12 protein-coding genes are annotated in these 14155 nt (G+C 57.0%); 9 read left to right on the top strand and 3 right to left on the bottom strand.

All coding sequences use genetic code 11. The features are described from left to right. Positions 1-56: 56 nt before the first annotated feature. On the top strand, positions 57-1217 hold the full coding sequence (locus RE6C_RS02400; protein ID WP_008653510.1) for an iron-containing alcohol dehydrogenase: 1161 nt from the start codon (positions 57-59) through the stop codon (positions 1215-1217). A 99-nt stretch (positions 1218-1316) separates the two neighbouring features. Here the strand turns inward: RE6C_RS02400 and RE6C_RS02405 are convergent, their stop codons facing one another. Continuing rightward, a complete protein-coding gene (locus RE6C_RS02405) occupies positions 1317-2945 on the bottom strand; it encodes a DUF1598 domain-containing protein (protein ID WP_008653512.1) in 1629 nt (542 codons plus the stop codon). Positions 2946-3483: 538 nt separating this feature from the next. Here RE6C_RS02405 and RE6C_RS02410 point away from each other — a divergent pair. The 7 genes from RE6C_RS02410 (at position 3484) to RE6C_RS02440 (ending at position 10611) form a co-directional block, all read left to right on the top strand. Further along, positions 3484-4491 carry an NAD-dependent epimerase/dehydratase family protein gene (locus RE6C_RS02410; RefSeq protein WP_008653513.1) on the top strand — a complete coding sequence of 336 codons (1008 nt, stop codon included), beginning with the start codon at positions 3484-3486 and terminating at the stop codon, positions 4489-4491. After that, entirely contained in the window at positions 4478-5665 is a 1188-nt protein-coding gene (locus RE6C_RS02415; RefSeq protein ID WP_008653514.1) for a dipeptide epimerase, read from the top strand. The genes RE6C_RS02410 and RE6C_RS02415 overlap by 14 nt, the downstream gene beginning before the upstream one ends. A 5-nt stretch (positions 5666-5670) precedes the next feature. Beyond that, entirely contained in the window at positions 5671-6528 is an 858-nt protein-coding gene (locus tag RE6C_RS02420; RefSeq protein WP_236617887.1) for an alpha/beta hydrolase, read from the top strand. Positions 6529-6594: 66 nt separating this feature from the next. After that, on the top strand, positions 6595-8088 hold the full coding sequence (gene gatB, locus RE6C_RS02425) for an Asp-tRNA(Asn)/Glu-tRNA(Gln) amidotransferase subunit GatB (protein ID WP_008653517.1): 1494 nt from the start codon (positions 6595-6597) through the stop codon (positions 8086-8088). A gap of 212 nt (positions 8089-8300) precedes the next feature. Next, a complete protein-coding gene (locus tag RE6C_RS02430; protein WP_008653520.1) occupies positions 8301-8825 on the top strand; it encodes a hypothetical protein in 525 nt (174 codons plus the stop codon). Then, complete coding sequence (locus RE6C_RS02435; RefSeq protein ID WP_008653522.1) at positions 8822-9676, top strand: hypothetical protein; 855 nt, start codon at positions 8822-8824, stop codon at positions 9674-9676. The genes RE6C_RS02430 and RE6C_RS02435 overlap by 4 nt, the downstream gene beginning before the upstream one ends. A 5-nt stretch (positions 9677-9681) precedes the next feature. Further along, on the top strand, positions 9682-10611 hold the full coding sequence (locus RE6C_RS02440) for an alpha/beta hydrolase (RefSeq protein WP_236617888.1): 930 nt from the start codon (positions 9682-9684) through the stop codon (positions 10609-10611). On the opposite strand, the gene RE6C_RS02445 is transcribed toward RE6C_RS02440, so the two are convergent. Both RE6C_RS02445 and RE6C_RS02450 read right to left on the bottom strand, forming a co-directional pair. Continuing rightward, positions 10594-11322, bottom strand: a complete 729-nt coding sequence (locus RE6C_RS02445; protein ID WP_008653524.1) for a GNAT family N-acetyltransferase — start codon at positions 11320-11322, stop codon at positions 10594-10596. The two genes, RE6C_RS02440 and RE6C_RS02445, sit on opposite strands and share 18 nt — an antisense overlap. A 9-nt stretch (positions 11323-11331) precedes the next feature. Next, a complete protein-coding gene (locus RE6C_RS02450; protein WP_008653525.1) occupies positions 11332-12663 on the bottom strand; it encodes a GNAT family N-acetyltransferase in 1332 nt (443 codons plus the stop codon). A 31-nt stretch (positions 12664-12694) separates the two neighbouring features. Between RE6C_RS02450 and RE6C_RS02455 the strand changes: the two genes are divergently transcribed. After that, entirely contained in the window at positions 12695-14155 is a 1461-nt protein-coding gene (locus RE6C_RS02455) for an outer membrane protein assembly factor BamB family protein (RefSeq protein ID WP_008653526.1), read from the top strand.

Consider the following 14155-nt stretch of genomic DNA (forward strand, 5'->3'; position numbering starts at 1 on the left):
TGGGCCTTCCTGCCTGATCTCCCGCCTCGATTGCCGCCCTTTTTTAGGACACCCGCATGCAACCGTTTGATCTTCATCCACGAACGCGAATCGTGTTTGGGCCGAACGTTTCAAATCAGATCAACGAGTTGGCCCGCTCTCTGGGTGGCGTCTTGGGCTCGGGACGACCTCGAGTATTGGTTGTCTGCGATCCGGGAATTGTCGCGGCCGGCCATTTTGATCGCATCACCGGTTTGTTGCGTGACAACGACTGGGAAGTCCACGCGTTTCACGAATTCGCCGAGAACCCAACGTCGGCGATGGTGGACGCGGGCGTGAGCGTCGCAGCGGATTTTCAGCCGGACCTGCTAATCGGGCTCGGCGGCGGCAGCAGCATGGACTGCGCCAAAGGGATCAACTTTGTGTACAGCTGCGGTGGTCGCATTCACGACTACCACGGCGTGGGCAAAGCGACGTCGGAGATGCTGCCGATGATTGCCATTCCGACCACGGCGGGTACCGGCAGCGAAGCTCAAAGTTTTGCTTTGATCAGCGATGCTGAAACGCACGTGAAGATGGCGTGCGGCGATCCCAAGGCCGCATGTCGGATCGCGTTGTTGGATCCGACATTCACGCTGACGCAGCCTCGCGGAGTGACGGCGCTCACCGGCATTGATGCGATCTCGCACGCGGTTGAAACCTACGTCAGCAAAAAACGCAACGTGATGTCGACGACCTACAGTCGACGGGCATTTGGATTGCTGGCCCGATCCTTCGTTCGAGTGTTGCACGTGCCGGATGACTTGGAAGCTCGGGCGGACATGCAGCTTGGCGCGTGTCTCGCCGGAATGGCGATTGAAACATCGATGTTGGGCGCGGCGCATGCCACGGCCAATCCTTTGACCGCTCGGCACAACGTGGTGCACGGTCAAGCGGTTGGGTTGATGTTGCCAGCGGTGGTTCGGTTCAACGGAACCGTGCACGCGGATTGGTACTCGGAGTTGTTGCGAGAATTGGAACCTCACAGTGAGGTTTCCGAGGCACCCACACGTCTGGCCGAATTGATCGAAGATTGGATGCGAGAAGCAGACCTTGCGACGACGTTGGATGACCTTTCGATCCCGACATCCGACATCGGTTTGTTCGTCGAAGATGCGCTGAAGCAGTGGACCGGCACGTTCAACCCCATCGAGCTTGACGAAGATTCCACGCGAGCGCTGTATCGCGAAGTGGTCTAGTGATCTCTCAAAAACAGCCACGAAGTGTCGGCATGATGTAGCCATCGGCGTGAGCCGATGGAAATCGAGGCGCGACTGGTTGGGCACTGGCTCGGTCAATTACTTCGCGTTCCACCACCAGCGATCGCTGGGGCGTGCGTCGACGAGTTCTCCGTAGTGGGCCAAGCTTGGACGCGGTTGGACTTGCTCGGGGAGCAAGCCCGCCGGTGCAACACTGACTCCGCCACTGGCCAAGATCAGTTGATGCATTTTGTTGCGGTGGCGATATCGATGCAGGACTGCGATCGAGTCGACTTGCGTTGGCGTTGCCAATTGGGTGGACCTTTTCGAGGCGAAGTGCAGTAACGCTCGTTGCAGGGTGGCGTGATCGTTTTGAGGGGAAACCATGGTCGAATTTTGCTGGCTGTTCTGAACCCAAAGTTGTCCCAACGCGGTGGCTTGGTAAACCGACTCGAGTGCACCGTAAAGCGGATAGCGAGACCTGATCGTTAACCACTGTTGGTTGAAGTGATTGACGAAGGCTTCCGTCGATGGATCCAAAACGACATTGCCACGCTGGCCATTCAGCAACGCCAATTCATTTTCGCCGCTGAGTCGCAAAGGGGTGCCGGTCAATTGCCAAAGGTTGGCGGAATCGGCGCGTTCGTGGTGGACATCCAAGGCTTGTCCGGTGAACCAAAGTCGAAGCAACAGATCGGCAGGCGGCGTATTGCCTGCCGTGGCTTGGATGGTTTGCAAGTAGTTGCGAACTCCATCGGGCATGTCTTCGTCACCGAGTGCCAGTCGTTTCATATGGCGATCCGCTTCGATGAGGAGCCAGGCGATCTCGTGGTCCGCGGAGGTGCCAAAGACGTGGATGTCTTGCCGGCCCAGGGCTTCGGCCAACGATTCGGCTGCCAGTCCCATCGGCACGTCACCGGAGACAATGGATTGTCCGAGAGCAGTCGCTTTCTTCAGTCCGTCCGGTGTGGGATCGATCGTGCAACCAAATGGTTGTCGGTGAAGAGCGGCGGACAATCCGACCGCGAGCGACGTCAGGTTCATTGGTGGAAGACCTGAGCGTCGGTCAACTTGCCAACCGTTCACTTGATCGAAGCCACCAACGGTACCGGCCAAGACAATGTCGTCGTCGGTTAACAAAACAAGCGAGACCTTGGACAATCCACCGGCATGTCCAAGTGCATCGTTGTTGGAGTTTGGTTCTGGAGTGTTGCGATCGGTAAGGTTTTCCGAAGCGAGTGCTTGCATCCAACGCCGGACCGACACGCACCGAATTTTGGCTGGTGATGTCCATTGTTCTGGGACCAATTCGGATGCATCATCGCGACCGCGCGCCGCGTCCAGCATCAATGCGGTCGCATGCTTCTTCCATTCGACCGACTTCGGTTCAGTTTCACTGTCTTCCTCGGCTTCGCGAAGCAGGCCATCGGGAGCGACGACAATGCCGGCAGGATATGGAGCCATCGTTCCAACGCCGCCGAGAGCTTCCCACGATTCGGGTTCAACCGTGGTTTGAATCAATTGCATCAACTGGCTGAAGTCGGCCAATGATTGACCACCTGCTGCACCCGGGTTTGTATTGGCGCCCCCTGAGTCTGCTGGATGGGTGGCGAAGCCGTCGGGGTCGTTCAGGCCGCTGTTGGTTTGGGCGACTGAGTGTGTGGCTCCGGCGAAACCGAGCCAGGCGAGCAGCCAAACGCTGGCAAGAAGTTTTTTCCAAGCGAACATCGTGACACCCCGAGAAGACGGCGAAGAGAAGGCGGTGCTTCTAGCGTAACGGTTGGCCAAGTCGCCGAACAGCAAAAACTGTTGAGCTTTGTGGTCTCGGTGTGGCTGACTTGCATCGAAGTCGTGCCCTATTCAGCGGGTGCCCATGCTAATGTGACTCGTAGATTTTCCTGTCGGTTGGCCACTCTTGGCCGTCCAAGTCACCCCGGGCACGTGTGTCCAAACTACATTGCAATGAATCTCGGGCAGGAGTGCCCAAACTACGATCGTCACGCATGGTTCGTTGTCCTCCTCGTTGGCTCATCGCCTTCACTCATGCTCGGCAGCAAGACCGTTTCGACGAAAAACTGCCGGCCAACGTTCCACCCTTCAATCGCCGGATACTAGCGAAGATAGTGGTTTCGATGAGGCAGGGTGGGTTCCCACCACGTGCGCCATGATTAGGCTTGCGTTTTCGTTGACCTTGGACGCTGGCTAAACGCCCCAGTTCCGAAGATTTCCCACCATCGCTTCCGCAAACAACCATCCTTTTGCAACCATGCCTCATCCCGATAGCATTCTGGTGACCGGAGCGACGGGCATGATCGGTGCCCCGGTGGTGAGACGTGCGGCGGCTGCGGGTCACCACGTGCAGGCGGTCGTGCGATCGGGATCGGATCGTTCGGTCCTGGATGGCTGCGACGTGGAGTGGGTCGAATCGGATTTGACCGATCCCAATGCTGCGTACCAGAACGCGATTCGCAAGAGTGACGTGATCGTTCACACCGCGGCTCATGTGGGCGATTGGGGGCCGGTGTCGACCTACCGAGCAATCAACTTGGACGCGGTCGAAGACCTGCTGCGTTTTGCATCAGGCTCGGACCGATTGCGTCGGCTCGTTCACCTCAGTGCACTCGGTGTCTACCAAGCCAAGCACCACTTCGGCACCGATGAAACCACGCCCGTCGACCTTCGCGGTTTCGATGGCTACACCCACACCAAAGCACTCGCGGAAGGACTCGTGAATGTCGCTCACCAAAAGGACGGCATGCCAACCGTGATCGCTCGCCCCGGATTCACTTATGGCGAAGGCGATCGGCGGATCTTGCCAAGGTTGATGCAGCGATTCCGAAACGGTTCGATCCGGATGATCGGCGACGGCCAGCGAGTGCTCAACAACACCAACATCGACAACCTGATCGACGGATTGTTCCTGTGCATCGACCACAACGCGGCGGTGGGTGAGACCTTCAATTTGCGAGACGAGCGTTTGGTCACGCGAGCGGAATTCCTCGGCGCGGTGGCGGAATTCCTTGAGCTTCCACCTCCCAAACGTGTTCCGCTGTGGTTCGCCAAAGTCGCTCGCCCGGTCCTCGAAACCTACGGCCGAATTCGCGGTGCGGACGAGCCACCTTTGCTGACCGGGGCGACGATGAAGTTCATGACGCTGAATTTGGACTTCAGCATCGAGAAAGCCAAACGCTTGCTCGGCTATCAACCGCGAATCGATTTTCGTGAAGGAATCCAAGACGCACTGAAGTGGGCGGCAGAAAATGCGAGTCACTGAACTCACCGCGTTCCTGGTTCCGCTGCCACTCAAACGCGAAATCAAACATGCTTCGTTCACGCGAACCGAAAGCATCAACCTGCTGATCCGATGCAAGTTGACCAACGGCACGATCGGCTGGGGCGAAGGTGTCCCGCGTCCCTATGTGACCGGGGAAACACCCGAAGGATGCCTGCAACAACTCTCGCAATCCGATCTGCAACCAGCACTGACGCGACCGGCATCCAGTTGGCCGGATGTGGTATCGATCTGCGATGAATTGGAATTCCACAATGAAGCCGATGATCCTCGTGGCTGCGGTTCCAATTCACTGCGCTGCGCGGTCGAACTCAGTTTGCTCGATGCGTTTGGCAAACACTTCGGCGAACCTGTCAGCGCGGTGGTGCCGCATGTTGCCGAAGCAGCAGAGATTTATCTAAAACAACCTCGCGTTCGCTACTCCACCACGATCACATCTTCCGGTGCCAAAAGCGAGCGAATCTCCGCTCTTAAAATGCGTGCCTATGGGTTCGCTCAATGCAAGATCAAAGTCGGTGTGGACGGGCAAGACGACCCGTCACGTGTCGCTCGTATTCGACGCTGGATCGGCGGTGGAGTGGACCTGCGGTTGGATGCCAATGAAGCCTGGCGTCCCGAGGAAGTCATCGAGAAGATGCGTCCGCTTCGCGAGTTTGGTGTGACTTGCATCGAGCAACCGGTGGCTCACGATGAGGTCGATGCTCTCGTGTCGCTTCGCGAATCAATTGGCGTTCCGATCATGCTGGACGAATCATTGACCAGCCGCATGGATGCAGAGCGAGCCATCGAGCTGGGCACGTGCGACCTGTTCAACCTTCGGCTTTCCAAGTGCGGCGGCTTCTTGAGTTGCCTCCGCTTGGCCGCGCTCGCCCGAGCGTCGGGACTCGGTTACCAACTCGGGTGTCATCCCGGCGAGTCCGGTGTCCTCTCGGCCGCCGGCCGACACTGGGCCAGCTCCGTTCGCGACATTCGCTATCTCGAAGGTTCGTATGATCGACACTTGCTGACCACTTTGCCAACGCAGGAGGACATTACGTTCCGATACGGCGGTTGGGCACCGGCACTCGATTCGCCGGGCCTGGGCGTCACGATTCGCGAAGATTGGTTGCGGCAGAACGCGAAAACGGAACGCACGTTTGTGGTCGACGCTCAATGAATGGCATGCAGCAATCGCCACAGTGCGAAATCGAGATGTTCGACGGTGCCGGTCGGATACGATTGATGTCGCGGCGCTGGCGTGTGACTCGTCCGCGCGGTCGGGTGGTGTTTTTGCACGGCATCGTCAGTCACTCGGGATGGTATTTGGCCAGTTGCGATGCTCTGGCTCAAAATGGATTTGAAGTCCACTTCCTGGACCGACGCGGTTCGGGAGGCAACCCGTTTCGTCGTGGCGATGTCGATGACTGGCGTCAGTGGATCGACGACGTGGTTTGCTTTCTGAAAACTCAACCGCGTGATGTGCCGTTGATCCTGGGTGGAATCAGTTGGGGCGGAAAATTGGCGGCCGTGTTGGCGGCCGAGCATCCTGATCTGATCGATGGGTTGGCACTGATTTGCCCTGGGATCTACGCGGCACAGTTCCCTTCGCCGGCCAAGTACCGATTGCTCGGCGGACTTTCGCGGTTGGGCCTTGGCGGATTGCGGGTTCCGATTCCGCTGAAGGATCCCGAGTTGTTCACGGGAGTCGCTCGCTGGCAATCGTTCATCCAAAAGGATTCGCTAACGCTTCGCAAAGTCAGCGTGCGATTCGCGTTGGAAGACCGGAAGCTGACCCAGCACGCCCGGGAAGTCGCCCCGACGATTCGCACTCCAACTTGGTTGGTTTTGGCCGGGCGAGACCGGATCGTCGACAACCCGAAAACACGCGAAATGTTTGATCGGATGGCGGCGAGCGACAAAGAGTGCACTTGCTACGACGAAGCGGCACACACGTTTGAGTTCGAACCAGACCCGCGGCCCTATTTTCGTGACCTGACGAACTGGGTGACTCGGGTCGCTCGCCAAACCGCTGGGGATTGAGCCCATTGGAAGGATGCGGGATATTGCCGGTGAATCTCCGTTTTTCCTGACTCACCGGCTCACCGCATGACTGCCTCCGCGATCTTGGCCTGCCAAAAATATCCCGTCACGACCATCATCGGGCTGGAAGTCCACGTCCAACTGAAAACGCAAACCAAGCTGTTTTGCGGATGCACCACCGAATTTGGTGCCCCACCCAACACTCAGGTGTGCCCGGTCTGCTTGGGAATGCCGGGGGCGCTTCCCGTGATGAACCGCGAAGCGATCGCGTTGTCGGTCAAAACCGGATTGGCACTCAACTGCGACATCCCACCGCTGACCAAATGGGATCGCAAACAATACTTTTATCCCGATTTGCCGAAGGGCTATCAGATCAGCCAGTTCGATTTGCCGATCTGCGCCGACGGGCATCTGACGATCAGCACGGATGATGGCGAAACCGAACGCCGAATTGGACTCGTACGAGCTCACCTGGAAGAGGACGCCGGCAAGAGCATGCACGACGAAGCGTCGGGCATCAGCGACACTAAGATCGACCTCAATCGATGCGGCACGCCTCTGCTGGAAATCGTCAGCCAACCGGACCTCCGGTCGGCCGATGAGGCCAAGGCTTACCTCAGCGAACTGAAGTTGTTGCTCACTCACCTGAAGGTTTCTGATTGCGAGATGCAAGAAGGCAGTCTGCGGGTCGACGCCAACGTGAACCTGCACATCGACGTCGAAGGCAAAAAGATCGCGACCCCGATCGTCGAAATCAAAAACCTCAACAGCTTCCGAAATGTTCAGCGTGCGATCGACTACGAAGTGCAACGCCAACTGGTCGATTGGGAAGAGAATCGCCAAACGATCGACGACGCTCCCAAGACCACTCGCGGTTGGGATGACTCCGCCGAGCAAACCTTTGCTCAGCGAGAGAAGGAAGAGTCGGCCGACTACCGATACTTCCCCGATCCCGACTTGCTGCCGGTGCGTCTGCCTCGTGATTACGTGGAATCCATCGGGGAATCGTTGGGTGAATTGCCAGCGGTGACGCGAGAGCGGCTTCAGACTCAACATGGCATCAAACCCTACGACGCCGACGTGATCGTCAACCAAGGCCCGGACGTCATCGAATACTTCGAGACCGCCGTGGGAGCCAGCGGCGATGGCCGTCGCACATCGTCGTGGATGATGCAGGACGTGATGCGGACGATGAAGGAACGCAGCATCGACATCGATGCGTTCCCCATTCCAGCCAAGCGACTTGGTGAATTGATCCGCATGATCGCCGACGGAAAGCTGGACAACAATCGCGCTCGCGATGTGTTCGAACACTTGCTGACTCATGACGAGTCGATCGAACAAGCGACCAAGTCTTTGGGCATCGAAGCGGTTGACGACGACGCGCTGGAATCGCTGTGCAAGGAACTGCTGGCGGCCAACCCGCAAGTTGTCGAGGACGTGAAGGGCGGCAAGCAGCAAGCGGTTGGAGCCTTGATCGGGCAAGCCAAGAAGAAGAACCCCAACGCTTCGCCACAAGCCGTTCGCCAATTGTTGATCGACCTGATCGCGAAGATGTAGTTCGCGGATCGTGGTGGAGGATGACAGCGTTCCCGCACAATCGGCACAATCGTTCCGGTCTGGATCCAGTCGTGAGCCGAACGGTGGCGTGACGTCGCAGAAACGCCTCCTTGGGTGCCGATGATTGGGTGTGGGGTACGCTTGAGTATTCTCATTCGGCGTGCGGTCGTTCAACGACATCCCGTCGGACTTCATCTATCGGCCAAGGTCCCATGAACGCTCCCGCGAAATCTTCGTTGAATCGAGCGAAACCGGATTGGGGATATCGCATCCTGCTCACCGTCGCCGCGATTGTCGCTGCTTGGTTGCTGCTGATGCCCATTTGCCCGCCGATCGTTCAGTCGACGATGCAGCGGTTCCACTTGCGAACGCCGTCGTTCGCCTGGTGGGCGATCCAATCGCCGATCCCGGCGATGTACAACTTCAAAAACACAACCGAAGTTCGCGAATTGCCACCGTCAGGTGAACTGACCGGGCTGGTTGATCCGCTCTGGTTGTCGCCCCTGGAAGAAGACACGAGTGGATTGGGTGTCTTAGCCACACGAACGATCAACCACTATCCGGTGCGTGAGTTCACGTTTGCCAACGGTCGAGTTCGTTACTTGCAGGAAGACGACCCGAGATGGTTGGTGGTTGAGTCCCACTATCGCGGCGAGTCGATGCAATCAACTTATGAATTGACCCGTGACGATGCCGGCGTTTGGCAGATGGTGTTGGCAGAGGAGACATCGCCATGAACAGCATTGCTTCTCCGACAAAGCTTCGCTGGACCGAATGGACACCGCTGCACCTGACTTGGGCCGGCATGATGCTGGGTCTGTTTTGGAAGTGGAAGTTCTTTCTACTGGCCGATCGCATCTACGAAGCCATTCCAATCCACCACGAATTCTTTCCGGAATGGTTGCAGTCAGCAACGGTGTTGCGAATCGCATTCTTAGCGGCGGCCATCTCCGTTGTCGCCGCTTGGATCACCGAACAACGAATGCGCCGATGCGTTGCCGCTGCAGTGACATGGATCTCGGCGACAGTGATGATCTGGCATCAAGGCAGCTACAACGACATGACGTTCGTCACGTTTTGGTGGTGCAGCCTGTGGGCGTTTTGGTACACCACGCGACTAGAAATCGACATGCCGGAGGAACTCTACCGCAAAGCGGCGCGTCTCAGTCGGGTGATCGTTTCGGTCGTTCTTCTAGGTGGAGCTTCGGGAAAATGGACGGCAGAATACTGGTCCGGCGACGTGTTGTGGGAAATCTATTTCCTCGACCGAGACTTCTGGGTTTTTAATTGGTTGCGGTCCAGCTTTGATGGCGAAACGCTTCGCAACATCGCAACAATTTATAGCCGCAAAGTCGTGCTGGTCGAAACTGTCGCAGGATTCGCAGTTTGGTTGCTTCCCGCTCGTTGGGCGGCAATCATTGGTGCGGTTGTATTCACTTCCATTGCTTTGTTTTCGAATTTCATGTTGTTCTCTGTACTGAGCCCGCTGATCGGATTGTCGTTGGCAGGATGGATGCCTCGACCCCAGATCGCCGCGGAAGATGTCCCCCCATCCGAAAACCAAATGGCAGCGAGTATGGGTGGATGAAAAGCATGCGTCCAATTCGCAACTGGTCCCGACGCATTCGTTTTGGACTGCTCAATCGCTTTGTGCTTCGTCCAACCACGGAACCGATCGACTATCGGCCTCAGGTTCGTTGTCGAGTTTCAAGGTTGGGTCATGCGAATTCGGATGCCAATGATTCCGTATCCAACGAATGGATTGAATGCTTTGTCCATCGCGTTGGCGATGCGTCGACCAGCAAAGTTGTAGACAACAGCAACCTGGATGATTGGCGAGACATCCCGCCGCCCAACGATCTTGTTCTCAAGTTCCCAGGCACCGGTGGACGAGCCGAGCGGTCGACACCGTTTCCGATGCAACCCAACCAACCGATCTCACCGAGTGCGGAAGTTTGGACCTGGAATCCTCCTGGCTATGGAGGCAGTCCCGGTCACGCGACGCTGAAGAACTTGTCCGGTGCGGCTGCGGCCTGGAGCCAAAAGGTTCTCGATGCCCGGACACAAACAACCGCCGATGGCTGTTCAACGCAAATTTGGTTGTGCGGCAACAGCCTGGGATGCCTGCCCGCGATGCATGTCGCGGCGTCGTTGATGGATGCGTATCCATCCGCGATCCTGTGGATTCGCAATCCACCTGATTTGCGCCGCGTCATCCTCAACATCTCAGCTCGCTATCGGGCAACCACCGCGATGCAGCACGTCTCCGCGGTGCTGCCCAAAAACGTCGATGCGATCGATTTGGCCGGCCGGTGCAAGATCCCGGCTGTGTTTCTCATGTCAGAGAAAGATTCACTGGTGTTGCCGGAATATCAGATGGCGATCCATGCCGCTTATGCTGGGCAAAAACTGGTGGTAGAACTTTCCGGTCTGAGTCACGACGACGTCCTGGAAGAAGAGCATCGCCCGGCGATCAACAACGCATTGGATTGGGCGATTCGCCAATCACAAAGACCAGCGTAGCCCGGGTGCGTCCAAAGCGATTCCTGGCTTTTGACGGCTCGATTCGGTCAGCACCGTCTCTTTCATGCGACGTTCCAAATCAGGCACAACGCTGGCTTGCATTCGTCCGCGACCGACGCGATACAGCCGTCCGACGCGTTCAAAACCAGACTTGTAGAACGTGCTTTGCGAAGCAGCATTGGTCCAATCCGTCGTTGCGAACCAGTCGTGAAGTTTCAGTTCCAGAGCGTCGTCCCTGATCAACTTTCGAAGCAAAGTCGCCATGAGCCCGCGGCCGCGATAATCCAAGTCGGTCCACGCATTGAACAGAAACCCACAGTGAGCGGGCATATTGAGTGACGATCCTAAGTGAGCACTCCGGCTGAAGTTTTCAGTCGCGGGAATGTAGCCGGTCGCCGCCCAAACGAATGAAACCACGCGGTCGCCATCCCACATTCCAAACAGCCATTGATCCCCCGGACCATGCTCACGTGATGCATCGGTGTGGACGATCCCGGATCCTACGATCGGGTCAATGCGACCTTCCTGACGCAGCTGCTTGAGCTGATCTGGCTCAATTGCACGAGCAACAAAGTCGTCCGAATCGAGGCCAATGGATCGACGCTCCGCAGCGACGGCTGCTTGTTCCGCTGTTGCGTGTAACAAACACGTGACATCCATCACATGCAGTCGCCGTATCGCTCGATAGAGAATCGCTAGCATCGCTGACATATTCAATTCTCAATTGCTCGGTTCGGGCGAGAAGTCATCCGCACGCTGGTAGTCACGAATCGAGTAGATCACGGGTGAATCGGAAAGGTCATCCGCTACTTCGACGGTGGAGTCCAACGCAACTGAGATGCTCGCTGGTGTCTCTTCAACAAAGTCCTGCGTGATCGTTTGATCGGGCAGAAATTCCCGATGCTCTTCGGCGAAGGCTTCGTCAAGAGTGAGCGGCTGATCTTGCGGTAGATCCTTCATGCGGCGCCACTGCACCTTCAATAGCTGAGTCGCACGATCTTGAGCCATTCGCATTTGCCCGCGAGCGTGCTTGGCAAACACAGAGATTTCCAAGAGTGGAATCGGACGCGAGTGCAGGCGTCCCTTGTAGGTTTCATCGCCTCGCATGTAGTCGATGCCTGCTCGACCAAGTCGGTGAGCTTCACGGAACATATGCGAGTTCAACATAATGCCCGGCTTCAGATCTGGATAAGCATGATTGACACCGGTGCTGTAGCAATACTGTCGTCCATCATCACCGATGTAGTGCAACTCGGTCGCGATGACCTCGCCTTGGTAGATCAATTGAGGCAACACCAGTCGCCCGCGTTGGCTCATTTCGATGGTGGCATCGGTGACAAATTGAACCATGCGTTCATCGGCATACGTTCCGGGTTCGCCGACGTCTTGCCAACGTTTCTGATGCAACTCAATCAGCTTCATCAGTCCTATGTGAACTTCTTCAGGTGACCCCGCATCGCGGACGAAGAGCTCTCCGTCGCTTTCGTCCAACTTGCGAAGCAAACCGCGAACTCGATTGCGATACTTTCGCGAACGCGTTGCCAGCAAGTCTTCCCAAGTCGCTTCGCAGCGGTTGAACCAAAGATGCATCCGGCTGTGGATGCTGGTCGGCACGTCATCCGCAACAAGGCATCGCGAAAAGACTTCCATCGCGGGATCGCCGGCGATCGTGCCGTCAAAATCAATTTGGTCCCAACCATGTTTTCGGTCGGCGGAACATTGAATCAAATGTTTCGCAAATGCGGTGGCAACCTCTTCGCGATCTTCCGGTAGCACCAAAATCGAAACGTGATCGGTGCACACGTTTCCGGCTGCGAGCGTTTGCAACCGACGAAAATCACCCTCGGTTCGCTCCAACGGCAGCAATCCGCGGCAATCACCCGATTCATCGCGGGCGACCATGAAGAAAGCTCGTTCGACGTCGCCAAATTGCTGCCACCACGATCTCAACCAAACGGTCTGACGAAAAGGAATCCCGCCCGCCAGGCGGTCCCAGGTATTCCCGTCGGCCAACAAGTCTTCGGGCGAATCGCTAATTTCAATGTGGATCATGCGGAACTTTAGACCACCCCCCGATTGCCCATTGCAACAAACGAATCGTTTTGACTTACAATCTGTGCGTCTTCACGCAGAGACTCAACCCGACCCGCACAACCGTCGCAATCTGATTGCAACGCCGTCCTCCACCCCACCAAAGCCCATGCCCACCTCCGCACCGCACAACAAACCACACGTTTCTTCACGTTGGGCCACGCTGATTCGCCGCGCCATTTTGGGCGGATGCGTCGTCGCCAGCACCTCATCCATGTCCGTCGCGTCGGCCAACGAACCGGCCTCCACTGAGTCGACATCGTCTTGGACTCAATTCCACGGCCCCAGCTCATACGGCGACGCCGGATCCGGCACATTGCCTTCGACTTGGAGTGAAGACGACTACGCTTGGAAGACAAAACTCAACGCGAGACATGTGGGATCGCCTGTTGTGGCGGGCAACCAAGTCTTCTTGCTCGACACCGCGACCGATCCCGCCGACAAGTCAATGAAGTTGGATCTGGTCAGCATCGATGCATCGACCGGCGATGTCCTTTGGCGCCGCTCGCATCCGTTTGAAGAACGTCATCGCCACAGCCGCAACACCGCCGCGTCCAGCACGCCTGTTGTGCATGAGGGACATGTGTACTACGCATACGGCGACGCCAACCATGCCGAACTGCTGGCATACGATATGAAAGGCGAACCAGTCTGGTCGCGTGACTTAGGACCTTGGTCAGGAGTGCACGGTTTTGGTGCCAGCCCGGTCGTGATCGACTCCAAGTTGCTGCTTTTCAACGATCAGCAATCCAAGAGTTTGGAAGCGTGGCAGACACCAGGCAAGAGTTCCATGTTGGCGTTTAATCCCAAGACCGGTGAAACGATTTGGGAAACGCCCGTCACTTCAACGCGACCTTCGTACGGTGTCCCAACGACTGATGGCAAGCAACTGATTTGTGCCAGCACCGGTGACGGTGTGTTTGGTCTCGATCCCGAAACCGGCATGATGCTGTGGTCGCTCAAGGTGTTCAACAAACGATGCTGCAGCTCGCCGTTGGTGGTTGGCGACTTGGTGATCGGCACCTGTGGAAGCGGTGGCGGTGGAAACTATTTGTCCGCCGTCCGCATCCCGAAGAGTGCGTCTGATCAACCCACCGAAGCTTTCCGCATCACGACAGCCGCACCGTACGTCCCAACGCCCGCGGTCAAAGATAATTTGATGTTCTTGATCTCGGACAACGGGATCGCAACTTGCATCGATTGGCAGGACGACGGCAAGAAAGTCTGGAACAAACGGCTGGGTGGCAATTTCGGTGCCTCGCCCATCATCATTGGCGATCAGCTGCTGGCGATTTCATTAGACGGAACCGCACACGTGATGCCTGCCGGCGATTCACCAAGCGGAGCCAAATCATTCGATTTAGGCGGCCCGGTCGGAGCCACACCCGCATTCGCGGATGGGCGTTTATTCGTTCGCATCAACGACGAACTGTGCTGCTTGAAGACAAAGTAG

The sequence above is a fragment of the Rhodopirellula europaea 6C genome (genome assembly GCF_000338295.1).
Taxonomy (GTDB): domain Bacteria; phylum Planctomycetota; class Planctomycetia; order Pirellulales; family Pirellulaceae; genus Rhodopirellula; species Rhodopirellula europaea.